The following is a 20,838-nucleotide window of genomic DNA, read 5'->3' on the forward strand; positions in this document are numbered from 1 at the left end:
AGTGGACCGCTTCAGGTTCGAATTTCGAAAAGCCATTTCGAGATTCGTACTGTATCGTGGGGCTTATTACGATGTGCGAACTCCACTCCGACAAGACAAATGAGTACGGACACCGCCGCAGACGGCGAGACGGGTGACGGACGCACGATCCTGTTGATCGGGAGCGGCCCGATCCAGATCGGACAGGCCGCCGAGTTCGACTACTCGGGCGCACAGGCCTGCCGGGCGCTTCGAGAGGAAGGTGCCCGCGTCGTCCTGGTCAACTCGAACCCCGCGACGATCATGACGGATCCGGAGATGGCCGACGAGGTCTACATCGAGCCGATCACGACCGACGCCATCGCCGAGATCATCCGCAAGGAGCGACCCGACGGCGTCATCGCCGGCCTGGGCGGCCAGACCGGGCTGAACGTCACCGCCGAACTCGCCGAGGAGGGCGTCCTCGAGGAGTACGACGTCGAGATCATGGGCACGCCGCTGGACACGATCTACGCGACGGAGGACCGCGACCTCTTCCGCCAGCGCATGGAGAAGATCGGCCAGCCGGTTCCCGCCTCGACCACGATTTCGCTCGAGGAGGGCGAGGAGGTCTCGGAACTGACCGAAGCGGACCTGAAAGAGCGCGTCCAGGCCGCCGTCGACGAGGTCGGCGGACTGCCGGTCATCGCCCGGACGACCTACACGCTGGGCGGGTCCGGTTCTGGCGTCGTCGGCGAGATGGACGAACTCCTCCGCCGCGTCCGCAAGGGACTGCGCCTCTCCCGGAACAGCGAGGTCCTCATCACCGAGTCGATCGCCGGCTGGGTCGAGTACGAGTACGAAGTGATGCGCGACGCCGACGACTCGTGTATCATCATCTGCAACATGGAGAACATCGACCCGATGGGGATCCACACGGGCGAGTCGACGGTCGTCACGCCCTCCCAGATCGTCCCCGACGAGGGGCACCAGGAGATGCGCACCGCCGCGCTCGACGTCATCCGCGAACTCGGCATTCAGGGCGGGTGTAACATCCAGTTCGCCTGGCGCGACGACGGCACCCCCGGCGGCGAGTACAGAGTGGTTGAGGTCAACCCGCGCGTCTCGCGTTCCTCCGCGCTCGCCTCCAAGGCGACCGGGTATCCGATCGCCCGCGTGACCGCGAAGGTCGCGCTGGGCAAGCGCCTTCACGAGATCACGAACGAGATTACGGGCGAGACGACCGCCGCCTTCGAGCCCGCCATCGACTACGTGGTGACGAAGGTTCCCCGCTGGCCCATCGACAAGTTCGACGACGTCGACTTCGAACTGACGACGGCCATGAAGTCGACCGGCGAAGCGATGGCTATCGGTCGCACCTTCGAGGAGAGCCTGTTGAAGGCGCTTCGCTCGAGCGAGTACGAACCCGACGTCGACTGGGCCGAACTCAGCGACGCGGAACTCGAGGAGCAGTACCTCGAGCGGCCGTCGCCGGACCGTCCCTACGCGATGTTCGAGGCCTTCGAACGCGGCTACACCGTCGACGAAGTCGTCGAACTGACCGGTATCTTCGAGTGGTACACCGAGCGCTACAAGAACATCGCGGACTCGACGCTCGCCGCCCAGGAAGGCGACTTCACCGAGGCCGCGATCGCCGGGCACACCAACGCGACGATCGCCGCCGCCGCCGGCGCGGAGGTCGACACCGTCGAGACGGACGTCCCCGGTCGCACCTACAAGCAGGTCGACACCTGTGCGGGCGAGTTCGAGGCCGAAACGCCGTACTATTACTCCTCGCGCAAGTCCGAGTTCGAATCCGGCCCGCTACTGGGCGACGCCGCCGCGGGCGAACTCGAGGTCGATCGCGACATCGAAAGCGTGATCGTCGTCGGCGGCGGTCCGATCCGCATCGGACAGGGCGTCGAGTTCGACTACTGTTCGGTCCACGCGGTCCGCGCGCTGCGCGAACTCGGCATCGACGCCTACGTCGTCAACAACAACCCCGAGACCGTCTCGACGGACTACGACACCTCCGACGGCCTGTTCTTCGAACCGATCACCGCCGAGGAGGTCGCCGACGTCGCAGAGGCGACCGGTGCCGACGGCGTGATGGTCCAGTTCGGCGGCCAGACCTCCGTCAACATCGGCGAACCGCTCGAGGACGAACTAAAGCGCCGCGGGCTCGACTGCGAGGTCATGGGAACGAGCGTCGAGGCGATGGACCTCGCGGAGGACCGCGACCGCTTCAACGCCCTGATGGACGAACTGGGCATCGCCCAGCCCGAGGGCGGCACCGCCTTCTCGAAGGAAGAGGCGCTGGAACTCGCCCACGACATCGGCTACCCCGTCCTCGTCCGCCCCTCCTACGTGCTGGGCGGGCGCGCGATGGACGTCGTCTACGACGACGACGAACTCGAGACCTACATCGAGGAGGCCGTCCGCGTCAGTCCCGAGAAACCGATCCTGGTCGACGACTTCCTCGAGGACGCGATCGAACTCGACGTGGACGCGGTCTCGGACGGCCGCAACGTCATCATCGGCGGCATCATGGAACACGTCGAGACCGCGGGCGTCCACTCCGGCGACTCCGCCTGCATGATCCCGCCGCGCTCGCTGGACGAGGAGACGCTCGAGCGCGTCCGCGAGGTCACCGAGGACATCGCGTCGGCGCTGAAGACGAAGGGGCTGCTGAACGTCCAGCTGGCCGTTCGTGACGGGGAGGTCTACGTCCTCGAGGCCAACCCGCGCTCCTCGCGGACCGTCCCGTTCGTCTCGAAGGCGACCGGCGTCCCGATCGCCAAACTCGCCGCGAAGGTCATGGCCGGCGAGACCCTCGAGAGTCTCGAGGTCGACGAACAGATCCCCGATCACACCTCGATCAAGGAGGTCGTCCTGCCCTTCGACCGCCTGCCGGGATCGGATCCCCGCCTCGGCCCGGAAATGAAGTCCACGGGCGAGGTCATGGGGACCGCCAGCGAGTTCGGCACGGCCTACTGGAAGGCCCAGCAGGCCGCCGGCAACGCCGTCAGCGAGGGGACCGCCGTCGTCGACCTTGACGTCGACGGCTTCGAGAACCACTTCGAAGTGACCGAGTTCGACGACGTCCCGCAGGCCATCCGCGAAAGCGAGGTCGACTTCATCGTCAGCCGCGACCGCGACTCCCTCGAGATGGCCGTCGAGGAGGAGATTCCGTATCTGTCGACCGAAGCCAGCGCGAAAGCGTACGTCGAAGCGCTCGATACGTTCGATGGTAACCTCGAGGTCGAATCGGTGTCCGACCGTCCGAAGCGCGTGGCCGACTGGGGCAAGTCCGAATAGATCGCGGTCGTCGGCTCGAGATCGATTTCCTCGAGTGCGGATCGTCCTATTTCTGAACCGTTTCCGCCGTTTCACCGGTACACGCGAGTATCAACTGCGTCGCCTCCTCGGGTGCGTCCCAGTGAGGATAGTGTCCGGCACCCTCGAACCAGTACAATCTCGCGTTCGGGAACCGTTTCGCGGCGCGTTTCGCCTGCCGCGGAAGGGTGACTCGATCCTTGCGGCCCCAGCCGAACACGACCGGTCCCGGAGTGTCCGCCGCGCCTTCTTGACCGGGTCCGAAGGCCAATCGACGTAGCAGTTCGTCGAACGAGGGCGAGTCCGCGAAGGTTCGCATCTCCTCGAGCGCGACGTCGGCGGACAGCTCCCAGGGACGCGCCGAGAGCTGGGCCAGGAGCAGCGTGCGACCGACGGCACTTCCCATGAGCCGCCCCATCACTGGCTGGAGCAGGCGAACGAGGCGGATCGACGGGGCAAGCGTTGCGTAAAAGAAGTACCGCTCCCATCCTTTCCAAAACCCGCCGGGATCGAGCGCAACGGTCGCGCCGACATCGCCCCGCCGTGCCAGTTCGAGCACGAGGCGCCCTCCCATCGAGTTCCCGACCACGTCGATCCCCTCGAGGTCGTTCGCCGTCAGAAACGAGGCGACGTCGTCGGCGAGGGTGTCGACGGACGCCTCGCCGGACGACGGCGGCGTTCCACCGTGACCGGGGAGGTCCACGGCGATCACCTCGCGCTCGGCAGCCAGCGACTCGAGCACGGGTCGCCACGTTCGCCAGCTACCGCCCAGTCCGTGAACGAGGAGCAACGGCTCGCCGGTTCCACGACGGACGTGATTCAGTTCCATAGTCGACACACGGACGCGGAGCGTGTAGGCCCTCTGCATCGATTTTGATACGTTCGCCCGCGAGTAGTTGCGAAGCGTGATCGACTCATCCGTGGCCGTCTCGATCGAACTTCGATCTACTCTCCGTCGTAGGTCAGCGGGTCCCGATCCGTGGCGACACCGGACTCCCAGTCGATAGCGCTGTCGGCGGCCGGCGGCGTCTCGTTCTCGTCGATCGACCGGACGCCGCTCGCCGAGTCCAACTTCCGGAGGGTGTCGGGACGACCGATCGCAAACAGCTGCTCGCCCGCCCGAATCACCCGGTCGCGCTTCGGAATCGTGCCCACGTCGTCACCGGAGGACCGAATCGCGATGATCGTGGCGTCGAGGGCAGCGACGGACACGCCCACGAGTGCACTCTCCGAGCTGATTTCGACGATACTCATGGTTTCGTCCCCACGCCGGAGCATCGCTGCGAACTCCCGATCGGCGTGTGAAACGCCGGAAATATGCCCGCGAGGAGGCCGAGATACACCCCGACGAGGATCTCCGAGACGGGTATCGAAGTCATGACGAATAATCTGTGATCCCGGTTGTATAGAAATACAGGTTTCGAGCTTCCCGCCGGAGTAGCCGTGGTTTTCACGTCTGCAGGTCTATCACCGGTCGGAACGCGGCTTCTGCGTGGTGGCGATGGTCTCCCTCTCCGACTCACTCGAGTGCGTACCAGTCGAACCGTTCAACAGCGTAGTAATAAGCGACGACCGGCGCGATCAGTCCCGAGATCAGGACGATCCAGGCGCCGACGGTGATGGCGCGGGCGGAGATCGAAACGTCGGGAAGCGGCGTCCACGCGGAAACCGACGAAACGAAGCCGGCGATCAGTTCGGGGGCCTCGAGATACAACACGACGGCGGCGACCGTCGGGAGCGCGATCGCGAACGTGTAGACGACGAACGACGTCTTGCTCGGCATCACCGCCTCGCGCTTGTTGGTGAGTTTGACGCTGCCAAAGCGGGGAAACGCCGAGCCGACCCCGGCGGCCAGCGCCGGCGTGACGACCGCGCCGACGACGGTGCCGGCGGTCAGCGCGGCGGTGTGCTCGAGCGAGAGCGGGCTGACGATTCCGAATGCGAGCGACACGAAAAGGGCGAGCGGAACGGCGACGAGCGCACCGGCGAGCATGCGGCCGCGGATCGCCTGCCGGCCGGTGAGCGTCGACGTGACGACGGCGGGCAGGGCCGGTCCGAGGTCGCCGAGCGGGTTGAGCGTGAACAGGACGCCGGCCGCCCAGACCACGTACAGACAGAACATGACGGCCATGAACGAGGGCACCGTGCCGGTCTCGATAATCTGCTGGATGAAGCCGAGCGCGCCGAGCAGCGGGTAGCCGGCGTACGCCAACTGGATCGGTGCTCGCTTCGTCCGACGAACCGCCGTCACCGCCACCGTCCGGACCGGTTGCGAGACGATTCCCGAGAGGAGCCCGGCGAGTCGATCGGACGACGTCTCTTCGTCGATCTCGTCGTCATCCGTGCGGGCCGGATCCGCGAACCAGTGGCGCTGTGCGGAGGGGACGGCGGCGAGGAAGGCGAGTCCGACGAGGAGGGCGGATCCGGCGACCGTACCGGCGATGCCGACCGTCGACGGATCGATACCGGGGACCCCGACCAGCAGCAGATGGCCGGGCCACCCGAGCGGGCTGGTCTGTAACGTCGTGAACAGCGACCACATGACCACGTTCAGTCCGCCGGTCGCGATCGCGCCGAAGTAGACGACCCAGAACGCGGCGAACAGCAACGTTCGATACCGGGCGACCGGCTCGTAGACGGTGATCAGGTGACGGACCCAGATGCCGACGACGAATCCGACGGGGATGGCGGTGACCAGGAGGAGGGCGACCAGCAACGGTGCGACGAGTACCGGAAGCACCGTCCCCGCGCCGGACGCGAACGCGGCGGCGAAAAGCACCGTAAAAGGGAGCAGAACGGCCGCGTAGAGTGCGGTTTCTGCGGCGACGATACCGACAACGGTGTTCCGAACCGCCGTCGACAGCAGGAGAAAGGCCGGTTTGTCCACGTCGGCGACGGTCGTCACGGTCCGCATGATCGACATCATCATCAGGAACACCCACAGAACCGCAACGCCGCCGGTCACGTACTCGGTCACTGTTACGGCGGTCTCCGCGGTGAGGGATGCGGCGGCGGCCTGCTCGCCCAGTTCCGGCAACAGGAATAGTCCGACGGCCGTCATCGGGCCGAGCACGACCAGCGCGACCACTGCGATCGTGAGCAGTTTCGTCCGACTGCTGACGACCGCTCGGACGGTCCGTCGGAGCTCGATTCCAGCGACGGTAGCGGACGCGTGAGCCATCAGGGCCCACCTCGACTCGAGCGGTCGACAGACGATATGGCGGCGTGCATAGTCGAATCCGCGTCGTGCTGCCAGTAAACCCTTTGGATTTCTGTCATCCGATTCCGCCGGTCGGCTCGGCCGAGTCGTCGTCCCGCTTCGGACGGCCGTCGAGTCGGACGCTCTCCCGCCCGCCACAGCGGTCGCCGACGGCGATCAAACATGACACACCTTTAATTATACGCCGACGAAAAGACGCGTATGAGCCCTGTCGACGCCCTCGCCATCGAAACCGACGGACTGACGAAACGGTACGGCGAGACGACCGCCGTCGACGATCTCACGATGGACGTCGAGCGAGGATCAGTCTACGGCTTCCTTGGTCCGAACGGCGCGGGGAAGACGACCACGATGCGTATGCTGACGACGCTGACCAAACCGACGGCGGGGACGGCCCGCGTCGCCGGCCACTCGATCGGAGAGCGCGAATCCGTCACCCCACACATCGGCTACCTGCCGGAGGAACCCCCGGTCTACGACGAACTCACCGGCCGGGAACAGCTCGAGTACGCCGCCGGCCTCCGCGATATGCCCGAATCGGAGGCGAACGAGCGCATCGAGTCGCTGCTCCAGCGCTTCGACCTCCTCGAGGACGCGAACAAGCGCATCGAGGACTATTCGAAGGGGATGCGCCAGAAGGTCGGCGTCATTCAGGCGGTGTTGCACGAACCCGACGTCGCCTTCCTCGACGAACCGACCAGCGGACTCGATCCGCGCGCGGCCCGGACCATGCGAGACACGATCGCCGACCTCGCCGATCGAGAGATGACGATCTTCCTCTCGACGCACATCCTCCCTGTCGTCGACGAACTGGCCGACGAGATCGGCGTCCTCCACGACGGGAAACTCGTCGCCGAGGGCGACCCAGAGACGCTCAAGACCCGCGCCGAGACCGGCGACGCCCGGAGTCTCGAGGACGCATTCCTCGAGATCACCCGTGAGCACGGCGAAGACGGTCTCGCGAGGGAGCGACCCGCCGAGTGACGCCGAGCCATCGGTCGACGAGTTCGCCCGAATCGGATCCGATCGACGCGGAGCGGTGACGGAACGGATGCCTTCGTTCACTTAGACCCGATAAGATTGTCGGAGATGGGCACAGATGCGTTCTGAGTCGTTCGATGCCGAATGGTTTTAGTGGACCGCAGTCGTACGGCCGTCCGGAGGTGAGAACGAATGGTGCGGAGAGAGATCACTGGCATCGGCAGCGTCGCTCGGCTCGCCGAATACGTCTCGGCGATCGACCGATACGATCTCTTGCTCGGACTGATTCCGATCGCGTTCGCGGTCGCCGGCCTCGCCGGTCACGTCCTCGGTCTCCCCCTCGAGGCGACCCTGCTCGGCGGCGTCGCCATCGCCTCGCTCGCCCTGTTCAACGGGCTGTTCTTCCGCCCGCCAAACGGGCTGCAAGGTGCGTGATTCTCGTTCGTCGCGTCCGGATGGCTCGCGACCGAGCGGTCGGTGACTCTCGGGTGACAGACCTGCCGCTCCCGAACTTCCGATAGCGACGCGTATTTTCGTTCGACGAATTACGGATCGAAGACTCCGCGCTCGAGCCCCTCCCGGACGGGCTCGTGCTCGGCGTCGGTCGGCGGCGGACTCGTGACGAGCAGCGCCTCGAGTCGGCCGTCCTCGTCGGCTCGAACGCCCCGGTCGACGTTCGCCTCGACGACGACCACGTCGTCGGGACCGACGACGTGTTCCGTCTCGTCCTCGCGGACGACGCCGGTGCCGGATCGGACGCAGATCGTCACGTCGCTGCCGGGGGCGTGAACCGGGATGAACTGACCCGGTTCGAAGTAGCCGAGGACGACCTTCATCCGGTCGCTCCGAAAGACGGACCGTGCGCTGAATCGATCATCGTCGTACGTCCGTTCGGCGTCGAAGTCGGTTACTGGCATCCGCGACCACCGCCGACTGGGCTTCGTGGCTCGTCTCGAGACATATTCGAACGGATGATTCCGGTCGGGGTCGGTCTTCTCCCGAACATATCGGGTCTCGTCGACGGTCGAGTCGCGAATCCGGCGATCGGCTCCGAACCGCTGCGAGTCGCGGTGACTGTCTCCGAACAGAATACTCAAAAACGATCGGATACTCTGGTCCCTATATGGAGTATCACGAGGCGGCGGACTTCTTATTCGATCTGCGGCGCTTCCGCCCGAAGCCGGGCACCGAGTCGACGGCCCGGCTGCTGGCCCACCTCGAGGACCCCCACGAAACCGTCGATTTCGTTCAGATCGCCGGCTCCAACGGGAAGGGGAGCACGGCTCGAATGCTCGAGCGAACCCTGCGAGAGGCGGGCCACTCCGCCGGCCTCTACACCTCGCCGCACCTCGAGGACCTCCGCGAGCGGGTCCGCGTCGACGGCCGAAAGATCCCCCGGTCGGCCGTCTGCGAGTACGTCGAGGCGGTTCGCGAGTACGCCACCGAACGAGCCGCCGACGGCGAGTCGCCCACCTTCTTCGAGGCGATGACCGCGATGGCGCTGTGGCACTTCGGCCGCGAGGACGTCGATATCGCCGTCCTCGAGGTCGGCATCGGCGGCAAGTACGACGCCACGAGCGTCGTCGATCCCGTCGCGAGCGCGGTCACGAGCGTGACCTTAGAGCACACGGGAATCCTCGGTGACACCGTCGAAGAGATCGCCCACGACAAGGCCCACGTCGTCCCCGAAAACGTACCGCTCGTGACGGGCGTCACCGGGAGCGCGCTCGAGGCGGTCCGCGACATCGCCGGCGACGTCGTGACCGTCGGCACGGAGCCGGCGGGCGACGCGAGCGACGGCGACGATTGCAGACCGGACGTCCGCGTCGCGTACGGCGGTCGAACGAACCACACGGAAGCGGCCGTCTCGATCGACGCCGGCGACTGGGATCTCGAGACGCGAATCCCGCTGCTGGGCGAACATCAGGCCAAAAACGCCGGCATTGCCGCCACCCTCGCCCGGCAGGTCGGCGTCGGAGACGTCGCCGACCTCGAGCGCGGGCTGCGAAGCGCCCACTGGCCGGGCCGGTTCGAAGTGATGGATACCGGACCGCTAGTCGTTCTGGACGGTGCGCACAATCCGGGTGCCTGCGAGGGACTCGCGGAGACGCTCGAGACGTACGAGTACGACGAGCTCCACGTCGTCTTCGGGGCGATGCACGACAAGGACCACCGCGCGATGGCCGACGCGCTGCCGACGCCCGACACCGTCGTCGCGACCGAACCGATGCTCGATCGCGCCGAAGACCGGGCGGTCCTCGCGGAAGTGTTCGCCGACGCCGGTGCCGGAACGGTCGGGACCGAGACGGCGGTTCAGGACGCCCTCGCGACGGCGCTCGGGGCCGCCGGATCCGACGACTGCGTGCTCGTCACCGGCTCGCTGTTCGCGGTCGCGGAGGCCCGTTCTCGGTGGACCCGGACCGACGTTCCCAAACGCGTCCGAAACCTCGCCGACGCCCGCGACGCGCTCGAGGGAGCGAACGTCGCCCCGGGCGAGGTCGAGCGGCTGGACGGTGACGCCGTCCACCGTGTCGTCAGGACGGCGCTGCGGGACGGACAGGCGACCGTCCTCAAGGAGGAACTCCTCCGACTCGGGGGGGAGTGTGCCCTCTCCGGGCTCGAGCGGGACGACGAAACCGTCGACGCCGTGCTGATGGGGACGCTCGCTCAGTTCGAGGCGCTCGTCGAGGCGCTCGAGGATCGCTCCCGGCCCCACGGGCTGGCCGACGTCGCGCGGGAACTGCGGGACACCCTCGCGCTCGAGGCCGACGCCGATATCGGTGCCGAGGGTGCGGCGACCGACGCCGAGGACGGGGACGAATCGACGCAGCCGGCGAGTCGGACGGCGGGACGATCCAGATCGTCCGTCGACTCGGCCGCCGACGCGGGCGAGTATCCCTGGGCCGACCGGACGGCCGTGATGGGAATCCTGAACGTCACCCCCGACAGCTTCCACGACGGCGGAGAGTACGACGCCCTCGAGGACGCCGTCGATCGGGCCGAAGCGATGATCGACGCGGGCGTAGACGTGATCGACGTCGGCGGGGAGTCCACCCGACCGGGTGCGGATCCCGTCTCGGTCGAGGAGGAACTGGACCGGGTCGTCCCCGTCGTCGAGCGGATCGCCGACCTCGACGCGCACGTCTCGGTCGACACCCGACGGGCCGCGGTCGCCGACGCGGCGCTCGAGGCCGGCGCGGACATCATCAACGACGTCTCGGGGCTCGAGGACCCCGAGATGCGCTTCGTCGCCGCCGAGCACGACGCGGGGCTCGTGGTGATGCACAGCATCGACGCGCCGGTCGTGCCCGACCGCGACGTCGAGTACGACGACGTGGTCGCGGACGTGATCGATCACCTCTCCGAACGGGTGTTGCTGGCCGAGAAGGCGGGGCTCGATCGGGAGCAGATCATCGTCGATCCCGGCATCGGTTTCGGCAAGTCCGCCGCCGAGAACTTCGAACTCCTCGACCGGATCGACGAGTTCCACGCGCTCGGCTGTCCGGTGTTGTTCGGCCACTCCCACAAGTCCATGTTCGCACGGATCGGCCGCGACCGCGACGAGCGGCTCGAGGCGACCGTCGCTGCCACGGCGCTGGCGTCCGACCGCGGGGCCGACATCGTCCGCGTCCACGACGTCCGCGAGAACGTCGCCGCCGTCCGGACGGCGCTGGCGGCACGCGATCCGCAGCGATTCGAGTGGGACTCGTAACCGGCGCGCCGCGAGTTGTACTCGAAGACCGTCTTCCAGCACCGAGGAGACGAGAATCTCGGTATCGTGAGCCCGGTTGTAGCCCTGATTCTCGATTTCCGGGTCCGACTCAGTCGTCCCCCGCTAGGTCGATCTCGGGCGCGTACTCCGCCGGCCCACAGCCCAGCGACCGGTGCGGACAGTGCCGACAGTGCTCGCCGGGCGACGTCTCCGCGAACGACGGCTCGTCGACCGTCTCGAGCGTCTCCCGGACCGCCTCCCACGGCGGAAGATCAGCGGGCTCGAGGAGATCCACGCGGGGATCGTCGTCTCCGTCGAGGGCGCCGACGTACACGTAGCCCGCCGCCGCGATCGGTTCGTCGAACCGGTCCTCGCAGGCCCGGCGGTAGAGCGACAGCTGCACGGCGTCGTCGGGTGCGATCCGCTCGGCGGTGGCCTTGTAGTCGAGGACGGCGAGGCCGCCGTCGGGCAGCCGCCGGATCGAGTCGACGTAGCCCACTACGTCACCCGTCACGCCAGAGACGTCCTCGAGCGAGAAGGAGAGTTCCGCGGCCAGCGGTTCCCACTCGGCGATCGGGCGGTCGAAGGCGGGTGCGCTCGCCGCGAAGTAGCGGTCGACGCACGCGAGGACGGCCTCGCGGTGCTCGATCAGATCCCGCGCGGTGAGCTGTCGGACGGCGGCGTCGCGCCACGCCTCTCGGGTTCGGTACTCGCGGTGAAAGGCCTCCTCCGCGACGTCGTGGAAGACGGTGCCGACGAGCCGCGACGCCGAGTCGTCGGTCGCTGCGGGCGTTCCGCCGTTGGTCTCGGTCGGCGAGGTGACCTCGCCGTCGGTCTCCGACGATCCCTCATCACTGCGACCGGCTACCGTGAGCGGATCGTCGAACGCACGAACCGCGTGATCGAGGTAGTGTTTCCGGGGACAGGTCTCGTGGGTGTCCATCGCGGAGTAGCTGTGGCGCATCGCGACCGGCAGTTCGGTCGCCGACGCGAGCGTCTCGACCGGGAAGCGGACGGTGTCGGTCGTCAGCGCGGACGGCCGGCGACCGCTGGGCACGCGGAGATTCGACCCCTCATCTGCCACATCTTCGCCGAGATCGCCGCCGTGGCTCGCCGCGTCGGCTGCCGGCAACAGCGTGCCGTCGCGGAGCTGCCGGCCCAGTCGATGGACGGTCTCGATCGCCGCTCGAGTCTCGAGCGGTTCGACGGGTCGGTCGTCGTAGTCGGCGTAGTACGTGATCGTCCCCGGACTCTCGCCGGCCGAGGCAGCGATCTCGTCGGTTCGGTCGACCACGGTTTCGGGGTAGGTCTCCCGAACCCGCTCGAAGCTCTCGATCAGCGACGACCAGAGGTCCATTCGCTGTCCGGTCACCGACCACTCGACGTCGCTCGCGAGACAGGCCTCGGCCGTCGACGCGGCGAGTTCGTCCTCGTCGCCGTCGTACTCGTACTCCGACCCGAACAGGAACAGGTGGTTCTCGGCTCGGGTGAGCGCGACGTGGAGCACGCGCCACTCCTCGCCGACCCGCTCGGCGGCGAGATCCGCGAGCAAGGGGGAATCGATATCGGCGTCGAGCGCAGCAGCCAGCAGCCGGTATCGGGCCCGCTCGACGTAGTCGCCGTCGACGCACCACTCCTCGTCCGTGAGGTAGGGGGCGAGGACGGTATCGAACTCGAGGCCCTTGGCCTGATGAACCGTCATCACGTCGACGCTGTCGGCGGATCTCGTCCCGCGGGTTCGATCGCTCCCGCCGCCCCGAAGCGTCGCCGCGAGCGCGTCGACGAACTCGGTCGACAGCGACTGGACGACGCCATCGGAGTCGTAGGCCTCGACGAACCGCTCGAGGCGGTCGAATTCGGATCGCTCCTCGCTCGCACAGAACCACTCGATTCGGGTCAACTCCCGGAACCGGCGGACGAATCCGGAGAGGGGGTAGACGTCCCGGAAGCGCTCGAGCGCCTCGAGGTGGTTTCGCACTCGCTCGAGTTGGTCGGGTCCCTCGAGATCGAGCGCGTCCGGATCGGGGTCCATCACGGCGTCGTACAGCGACCCGTCGCGCCGTTGCAGCGTCGCGAGATCGGCCTCCGTGAGCCGGTACCGGTAGAGGAGCACGCGCCGGAGGTGGGCGTCCGCCTCCGGCTCCACGAGGACCCGGAGGTACGAGAGCACCGTCTCGATGCCGGGCGAGACCTCGCCGCGGGGCGAACCGGAGATTTCGTATGGGATCCGCAGCTCCCGAAGCTCGTCCGCGACCGCCTGCGCGTGACGGTTGGTCCGGACGATGACCGCGATATCGCCCAGCGAGCGCTGGGGGACGTTCGCAGCCTCGCCGTTGAGCAGCCGCGAGACCGTCGTCGCGACCTGTTCCGGCGTCGACCCCGGCACGTCGTCGCTCTCGACTTTGACGACGCGGTCCGGCGGTTCGTCCTCGTCGTACGCGCCGGCCGTTCGGCCGTCCTCCCGCAGCGTCTTCGAGGATTGCGGCCCGTACTCGCAGGCGTTGGTCAGGTCGAGGATTTCCTGTCTCGAGCGGAAGTTGAGTTCGAGTTCGATCGCCTCGTGGTCGTCGTAGGCGTCGGCCAGCCGGTCGAGTCCCTCGCGGTCGGTGCCGCGCCAGCCGTAGATCGCCTGATCCTTGTCGCCGATCGCGAGCAGGTCCGGCCGGTCCGGGCCGTCCGTGAGTTCGGTGAGCAGCGAGAACTGAGTCGCGTCGGTGTCCTGGAACTCGTCGCAGTAGACCTGCGTCCACTGGTCGGTGATTTCGTCGGCGATTGACGAATCCTCCAGTAAGCCGGTCGCCGTCCGCACCAACTCGTCGAAATCCAGCGCCCGCTCGGCCTCGAGGGCGTCGTGATAATCCGTGTAGACGTCGGTATAGTGGCGGGCCAGCCGGAGGAACTCGACGTAGTGTTTCAGCCGACCGAAGGGCGTCTGTTCGATCCGGCTCGTGGCCGTCCCCCAGATCCGGTTACCGAACAGCGCCCGCGGAAGGTGTTTCGTCGTCGCGTCGTCCAGCGAGAGCGCCTCGATCGTGTTCGTCACGCACTGCTGAAGGACCCGGAGGTAGCGATCGACGTCGCGAACGAACTCGTCGTCGCGGAAGGCCGCCGGCGCTTCCGCGATCTTCTCACGGCAGTACGAGACGAGTTTCCCGTAGTCGATCAGCGACTCTCGGGCCGCCTCGCAGTGCTCGTCCCGATTGAAGTAACGCAGCGCCTCGTTGTCGAAGGACAGCTCCTCGCCGGCGGTCCGCTCGAGCCAGAGGACGAACTCGTTGCACAGCTCGAGGGTACGCACCGGCGGCAGTCCCGACTGAAGCTGTTCGGGTGTGATGTTCTCCTGGCTCATGGACTGGATGAACCGGTCGACCGCGTCCGTGAGGTCGGTCGGCGACCCGTCGTTGCGTCCCGAATCGGCCGCGAAGCCGTAGTCGGTTTCGGCGAGCAGTCGACCGATGAGCCGCCGGCGCGTGCGTTCGGTGACGACGTCGAACTCGGGCGAGTAGCCCAGGTAGTAGGCGTACTCGCGGACGAGCCGGTAGCAAAACGAGTGGTAGGTGTAGACGTCGATCGCCGCCGCGGCGTCCGGCTCGAGTCGCTCGGAGACCGCCGCCCGGATGCTCGCGGCGGCCTCGTTCGCGAAGGTCAACACGAGCACGTCGTCGGGATCGACGTCACCTCGATCGATGGCGCGCTCGATCCGAACGAGCATCGTCGTCGTCTTCCCGGTGCCGGCTCCCGCGTCGACGGAGGTACAGGCCGCCTGGCTGTCGATGACCGCCTCCTGATTTCCCTTGGGCTCGATGTCGGCGGCGGACGCGAGGCCGGAGATATCCGCAGTCTCGAGATCGTCGTCAGTCGGGCCGGCTCTCGGATCGAGGGTCCGTTCTTCTCCGCCGTCCCGCGGTGATCCGTTATCCATCGAAGCGCACCTCCGCTGAAATGTACTCCTGGCAGCAGACGGTGTACTCACAATCCGGACAGGAGTTGTCCGCGATCCGGTCCCATCGATCGGACGGGTCGAACGGTCCCGACAGCAGGCTCGCGGCGACCGCCGCGAGTCGGTCGTCGACGGTCCCGTTTCGGTGCTCGTGAGTCATTCCGAAGGTGTGGTGGTCGACGTAGACGTCGGTCAGATCGACGATCTCGAGGCTCGCTTCGACGGTATCACGGACCCAGTTCACCGCCGTTCCCGACCGATCGGCCAGCGGGATCTGGACGTATCGGCAGGTTCGGTCGCCCAGCTCGAGTCGATCGCGAAGGTCGCGAAGCCCGTCGAGGACGACGGCGGTCTCGAGGAGCGCGCCGACGGGATCCGGTTCGAACGTCGTCGAATCGGCGTCGAAGTGCTCGGTGAAGAGGTCCTCGACGTCTCCTTCCCAGTCGGAGCGGTAGCGCAGGAGACCTAGGGGTGCGAGCGTCGGGACGAACCGGACGCCGACGATCGACGAGCCGTCGCCGTAGACGTAGTCAACCGCGGTGTCGATCGTCACCGCGTCCGGTTCGACCGCCTGCGGAGGTAGCTCGATCGTACTCGAGAGCGGCAGCCCCGGCCCGATCAGTTCACCGCGGGCGGCTTCGGCGTCCAGTCGCGCGATCCCAGCGGCGTGATCGACCCCGACTCGCTCGAGGTACGCCGAAAGCGTCGCCTCGAGCACCCGCCGTTCGTGACGGCGCTGGGCAACGGAATGAAAGCGCTCGTCGTACTCGTTCCAGCGAGCCGAGAGTCGATCGCGGGCGGCGCTCTCGACCGCCTCCCGTTCCGTCTCGCCGCTTCGGAGCGCGTCGCAGAGAGCGCTCCGCAGGAGGGAAACGCGGTCCTCGACGGTGCGATCGTCGTCGCTGCCCTCGAGACCGTGGACGTGTGCGAACTCGTACCGGCGGGGGCAGTGCAGGGCGGTTCGGAGGCCGTCGACCGATAGCGAGGGAGGGGCTGTAGCGGCGTCGGCATTGGCGTCAGCCTTGGCGTCATCGTCGGCGTTGCCGCCGATATCAGTCATTTCGGACCACCTCGCCCGCGGCGAACTCGAACTGCGAACGGACCGCTTCGGCGAGTTCGGGATCGATATCCACCTCCTCGAGCACCACCGCGATCTCCTCGAACAGCGCCTCGGTCTCGCCGAGGTCGGCCTCGCCGCCGGTGCTGGCCTCCCGGAGCACGCGCTCGAGTTCGCCGCGGGGTTGGACGAGCAGCGCCTCGAGGGCGTTCGTCTCGCCGTGGATCGCCGCGTCGGCGGCGGCGTCGACGTCCTCGAGTTCGAGCCCGGGCGTCGCGTCGATCAGTTGCAGGTAGCGCGACTCGTCGTAGCTCTGGCGCAGGCCGCCGGCTCCCCGTTCGTACGAACAGCAGTAGAGGGCGCAGTCGGCAGCGCGGGCACCGAGCGCGAGCCGCCGGCGGGACCGCTGGGCGTGGTAGGTCTCGAATGGATCGCCGATGTCGGCAGCGTCCGCAGAACGCTTTGCGTTCTGCTGGGCTGCGGAAGACGACTCTGTCGTCTTCCGAACGTCGACCGTCGCGAACGTGTCCACGATCGATTCGGGCGACGGATTCGTCACCGCGGGATAGGCCGGCATTTCCCGGAGCCACGCCGTCGGAAAGAGCTGCGTGAGGAACTGCTCGCCCGGGTACGTCTCGTCGATCAGATCCAGGAGGAAGACCGCCTTGCGCGAGTCGTACTTCAGGTCGTCGACGGCACAGACCGTGACGCCGCCGGTCGGCGGCCGCGTCTCGACCGCGTGGACGTAGGGCGCGTCGTACTGGATCGTCCGCCGGAGCATCCGGCGCAGCCCCTGCCAGTCCGGCCCGACGAGGTCCGTCTCCTCGACGAAGCTGGCGATCTCGAGCACCCGACGAACCCCCTCGTACTGCTCCCGGGCATCGACCCACGCCTCCTCGCGGGCGATCCGTCCCTTGAGGTCGGTGCGGCGGATCCATCGCTCGAGCGAGCGACGGACGCTCGCACCGGCGGTTTCCGCGAGCAGCTCGGTCGAAAAATCGGGGGTCCGGGCCCGGAGACGGTCCAGGGAGACCGCTCGCGGATCGCTCGAGTCCCGCGTCGGCTCGGCGGGATCGATCCGCTCGAGTCCGTTGCCATCGCGCTCCCGTTCGCACTGGCAGGTGACGACCGCGTAGAGTTCGTTCACCGCGGGATCATCCGCGAGCGAAGGGGTGCCGATCGTCGCGGTCGGGACGCCGGCGTCGCGGAGCCGCCGTCTGGTCTCGGGGACCCGTTCGATCCGCGGGACGGCAACGGCGAACTCGTCGTACGACCAGTCGTGGCGGTCGCACAGCGACTGGATCTCGGTCGCGACCGCTCGGAGCTGCTCGCGGGCGGTTCCGGTACGAATGCGTCTCGCTCGGCCTCTCGAGTCCGTCTCCGACGAGTGCGCGCCCGCCGAGTCCGCGTCCGTCGAGTCTGCGTCCGGCGACTCCGCTCCGTCGCCGACGGCGGCAGATCGATCCGGAGAGTCGCCCGTGGCCAGAAACCGTGCTATCGGCTGGTGTGGCGGCTCGGTGTCGGTATCTCCGTTACGGATTGCTCCGGGAGCAATCGTCTCGACCGCGAGTCCCGCGTCGGTCGCGATATCGTCGATGCGGCCCGGCTCGACGCGCGTCCGTTCGACGCTGGCGTGTCGTTCGCCGACACAGACGAGCTCCGCATCGCGCGTGAGTGCCGCGAGGTACCGACGGTCGAGTCGGCGGTACTCCTCGAATTCGACGGCGAGAACGGCGTCGAACGAACTGGTGACCCGCGTTCGGAGTCCGTCCGCGTTCGCCTCGAGTCGCTCGACGGCCTGCGGGATCACGTCGGCCCGTTCGACGTACCCCCGGTCGTCGATCTCGGCGTGGAATCGGTCGTTCATCGCGTACAGAAAGGCGAGACAGTCGTGGGGATCGTCGAGGCCGTCGAGTCGGATACGTTGGCGAGTCGCCTCGAGCAACAGTTGGCCGACGTCGCGGGGGAAGCTCTCGTGGGCGGCGGCGCGCTGGAGGTAGTCGGGAACCGATCGGCTCGCGCCGTCGATCACCAGCGAGATGAGTTCGATCCGCTCCTCGTACTCGAGGCGAGACAGCGTCGGATCGTACTCCTCGATGGTCTTCGAGGCGTGTTCCGGCAGCGACTCGATTCGGGGTGTGCGAGGGGCGTCGTGCGTCCGCTCGAGGTCGGCATCGGTCAGCGCGTCGGTCAGGGACTCAAGACCCGCCGGATGCCGTTTCAGGACCAGCACGTTTCGCGGGCCGTATTCCGCGGCGAGGGTCGCGAATTCGGCAGTGATGGCCGCGAACACGTCGTCGCTGGGGACGGGAGCGGGGAGGAGCTTGCAGCGGCCGTCGAGCGCGGGCGGGGAAGACGCCATCGGTTGTACGTCACCGAGTATGTTCGAATTGGTATTTAAATGTGGGCACGATTCGATTCGAGCCGTCACGCTGAGTCGACGCGTACCGATCGGGCTCGAGTACCGCTACCGTCGGCCGTCCGATCCGAATTCGATACGGGGAGTGCGTCGCTTCCTCGAGCCGATAGTATCTGAATTCAAAGATAGTAAGGATAAATATGTTAGTATTCCTGTACTGAACATGAATAGCCGCACCAAACAGCGTATGCCGGACCAATATGGGGTTTAAAGTAGAAAGACTCGGAAAGAGGCGAAATCGAGAGATCGATCTGACATTTTCTTCTAGGCGGATCATATGTGGGTATCACGGACAATGAACCGATTCTACGCCCCACTACAGTTCTATAAGAAAAGGGTTGTAAAAATATATATTTCCAATACTGTTCGAGTGTTTATCATTCACACCAACTGCGTTCGGGACCGAAGAGAGACGGTCAATCGGCTGCAGATCGAGGTTCGTGACGTCGGAACCGGTCGGTTTTCAGAGGACCGTAACGGGGCGGTCGGTCTCGAGGATCACTTCCTGCGTGACGCTGCCGAAGATCGCTTTGCCGACCGGTGATCGCTCGCGGGTCGGGACGACGAGCACGTCCGCGTTCCGCGAGTCGGCGCAGTCGACGATTTCCGCGGCCGCGTCGCCGTGGCGGCGAACGACCTCGACATCGAGCCCGGCGGCCTCGAGCGCCTCGTGGACCGTGACGACAGCGTCGGGCAGGTTGTCGGGGTCGAACAGTTCGTCGGAGGATACACGACCACCGTCGTCGACGGCCGTGAACTCCTCGAAGACGTTACAGATCGTCACGGCGACCTCGTCGGGGTTCTCGATCAGTCCGTCGTCGACTAGCCCGGTTACGTAGTCGACGGCCTGCATCGCGCGCTCCTCGTCGGTATCGACGGCGATAACGATCCGGTACATGTGTTTGTGACGGGCTGGAACCCACTTAGTAGTACGTGCCGCTCGCGCTTCGATCGGCGTGAACGCCCGCGATCGAAACCGCTTTTCGGGCCGTCGGCGAACGGTCCGACAGTGAACTGGTCATACAGAAATACGGTTCTCGTTCTCTGTACGTTCGCCTTCTTCGTGACGGTGACCGCGCGGCTGGTGATCAGTCCGGTCGTCCCCGATATCGTCGACACGTTCGCCGTCAGCACCGGCGCGGTCGGGCTGGCGCTATCGGGCATGTGGGCCGCCTACGCGCTCTCGCAGTTTCCGAGCGGGCTGCTCGGGGATCGCTTCGGCGAGCGGCGGATCATTCTGACCGCGATCGGCGGCACGGCGGTCGCGAGCGCACTGCTCGCGCTGTCGCCGACGTACGTCGCCTTCCTGCTGTTCGCGATCGTCCTCGGCGCGGCGGCCGGCCTTCATTACAGCGTCGCGACGACGCTGCTCACCCGGCTGTTCGATCGAACGGGTCGCGCGATCGGGATCCACGTCTCCGGGGCCCCGATCGCCGGCCTCGCCGCACCGGTCCTCGCGGCCCTCGCCGCCGAACGGTACGGGTGGCGCGCGGCGATCGCCGTCGGGACCGCCGTCGCGATTCCGATCGTCGTCCTCTTTTTCCTCCGGACGCGACCGACCGAGCCGCGATACCCGGATCGACGGATGCGAGACCAGATCGAGCCCGCGCTCCTCTCGCAGTTGCTGACCCGGCCCAGCGTCGCCTACACGACCGTCCTCTGTGCGATGGGTGCCTTCACCTGGCAGGCCACCGCCTCGTTTCTGCCCACGTTCCTCGAGGTCGGCTACGGGCTCTCTCGGACGACGGCCGGATTGCTGTTCTCGCTGTACTTCCTCGTCAACGGCGGCATCCAGCCGTTGATTGGGTCGCTGTCCGACCGTTACTCGCGCGACGCCGCGGCCGCAACGACGATGACGGCGGGAGTGGTCGGCTTCGCGGTGTTGGTCACCGGCGACGGACTGGTCGAAGCGGTCGCCGGCGTCGCCTGCGTCGGCGTCGCGATGACGTGGGGTGCGCCGCTGCAGTCGCGGTTCATGGACGTCCTCTCGTCATCCGAACGCGGTCTTGGCTTCGGCCTCGTTCGAACCGCCTACATGACCCTCGGTGCGACCGGAAGCGTCGCGGTCGGATCGGCCGCGGACCTGTTCGGCTGGACGGTCGCGTTCGGCCTCCTCTCGGGAATCATGGCCCTCGCGCTGCTCACGATCGTCGCGAACAACGCGCTCTCGCTGGGCTACTGACCGCTGTGAGGAGGCGAGACGACACCGGTATCG

Annotated in this window: 13 protein-coding genes; 5 read left to right on the plus strand and 8 right to left on the minus strand. The window is 66.9% G+C overall.

Going from position 1 to position 20,838, the window contains the following annotated elements; translation table 11 throughout:
* Nucleotides 1-99 precede the first annotated feature (99 nt).
* Nucleotides 100-3,276, plus strand: a complete 3,177-nt coding sequence (carB, locus tag LDH74_RS14025; RefSeq protein ID WP_226039332.1) for a carbamoyl-phosphate synthase large subunit — start codon at nucleotides 100-102, stop codon at nucleotides 3,274-3,276.
* Between the two features lie 46 nt (nucleotides 3,277-3,322).
* On the opposite strand, the gene LDH74_RS14030 is transcribed toward carB, so the two are convergent.
* The 3 genes from LDH74_RS14030 to LDH74_RS14040 form a co-directional block, all read right to left on the minus strand.
* Nucleotides 3,323-4,123 carry an alpha/beta fold hydrolase gene (locus LDH74_RS14030; protein WP_226039333.1) on the minus strand — a complete coding sequence of 267 codons (801 nt, stop codon included), beginning with the start codon at nucleotides 4,121-4,123 and terminating at the stop codon, nucleotides 3,323-3,325.
* Nucleotides 4,124-4,239: 116 nt separating this feature from the next.
* Nucleotides 4,240-4,548 (minus strand): TrkA C-terminal domain-containing protein, encoded by a 309-nt coding sequence (locus tag LDH74_RS14035; RefSeq protein WP_226039334.1) that lies wholly within the window; start codon nucleotides 4,546-4,548, stop codon nucleotides 4,240-4,242.
* Between the two features lie 265 nt (nucleotides 4,549-4,813).
* Entirely contained in the window at nucleotides 4,814-6,475 is a 1,662-nt protein-coding gene (locus LDH74_RS14040; RefSeq protein ID WP_226039335.1) for a hypothetical protein, read from the minus strand.
* Nucleotides 6,476-6,715: 240 nt separating this feature from the next.
* On the opposite strand from LDH74_RS14040, the gene LDH74_RS14045 reads away from it, so the two are divergent.
* On the plus strand, nucleotides 6,716-7,498 hold the full coding sequence (locus LDH74_RS14045; protein ID WP_226039336.1) for an ABC transporter ATP-binding protein: 783 nt from the start codon (nucleotides 6,716-6,718) through the stop codon (nucleotides 7,496-7,498).
* Nucleotides 7,499-7,687: 189 nt separating this feature from the next.
* On the plus strand, nucleotides 7,688-7,930 hold the full coding sequence (locus LDH74_RS14050; protein WP_226039337.1) for a hypothetical protein: 243 nt from the start codon (nucleotides 7,688-7,690) through the stop codon (nucleotides 7,928-7,930).
* Between the two features lie 110 nt (nucleotides 7,931-8,040).
* On the opposite strand, the gene LDH74_RS14055 is transcribed toward LDH74_RS14050, so the two are convergent.
* Entirely contained in the window at nucleotides 8,041-8,412 is a 372-nt protein-coding gene (locus LDH74_RS14055) for a cupin domain-containing protein (protein ID WP_226039338.1), read from the minus strand.
* A 206-nt stretch (nucleotides 8,413-8,618) separates the two neighbouring features.
* Between LDH74_RS14055 and folP the strand changes: the two genes are divergently transcribed.
* Complete coding sequence (gene folP / locus LDH74_RS14060) at nucleotides 8,619-11,207, plus strand: dihydropteroate synthase (RefSeq protein WP_226039339.1); 2,589 nt, start codon at nucleotides 8,619-8,621, stop codon at nucleotides 11,205-11,207.
* Between the two features lie 109 nt (nucleotides 11,208-11,316).
* Here folP and LDH74_RS14065 read toward each other — a convergent pair whose 3' ends face one another.
* From LDH74_RS14065 to LDH74_RS14080, 4 genes are all read right to left on the minus strand, one after another.
* Nucleotides 11,317-15,129, minus strand: a complete 3,813-nt coding sequence (locus LDH74_RS14065) for a UvrD-helicase domain-containing protein (protein WP_226039340.1) — start codon at nucleotides 15,127-15,129, stop codon at nucleotides 11,317-11,319.
* Complete coding sequence (locus LDH74_RS14070; protein WP_226039341.1) at nucleotides 15,122-16,207, minus strand: PD-(D/E)XK nuclease family protein; 1,086 nt, start codon at nucleotides 16,205-16,207, stop codon at nucleotides 15,122-15,124. Before LDH74_RS14070 ends, LDH74_RS14065 begins: the two co-directional genes overlap by 8 nt.
* Entirely contained in the window at nucleotides 16,200-18,566 is a 2,367-nt protein-coding gene (locus LDH74_RS14075) for a hypothetical protein (protein ID WP_226039342.1), read from the minus strand. The genes LDH74_RS14070 and LDH74_RS14075 overlap by 8 nt, the downstream gene beginning before the upstream one ends.
* Before the next feature lie 520 nt (nucleotides 18,567-19,086).
* A complete protein-coding gene (locus tag LDH74_RS14080) occupies nucleotides 19,087-19,521 on the minus strand; it encodes a universal stress protein (RefSeq protein ID WP_226039343.1) in 435 nt (144 codons plus the stop codon).
* A gap of 111 nt (nucleotides 19,522-19,632) precedes the next feature.
* Here LDH74_RS14080 and LDH74_RS14085 point away from each other — a divergent pair, with 111 nt between their 5' ends.
* A complete protein-coding gene (locus tag LDH74_RS14085; protein ID WP_226039344.1) occupies nucleotides 19,633-20,805 on the plus strand; it encodes an MFS transporter in 1,173 nt (390 codons plus the stop codon).
* Nucleotides 20,806-20,838 lie beyond the last annotated feature (33 nt).

The organism is Natrinema sp. DC36 (assembly GCF_020405225.1).
In the GTDB taxonomy this organism is placed as follows: Archaea; Halobacteriota; Halobacteria; order Halobacteriales; family Natrialbaceae; genus Natrinema.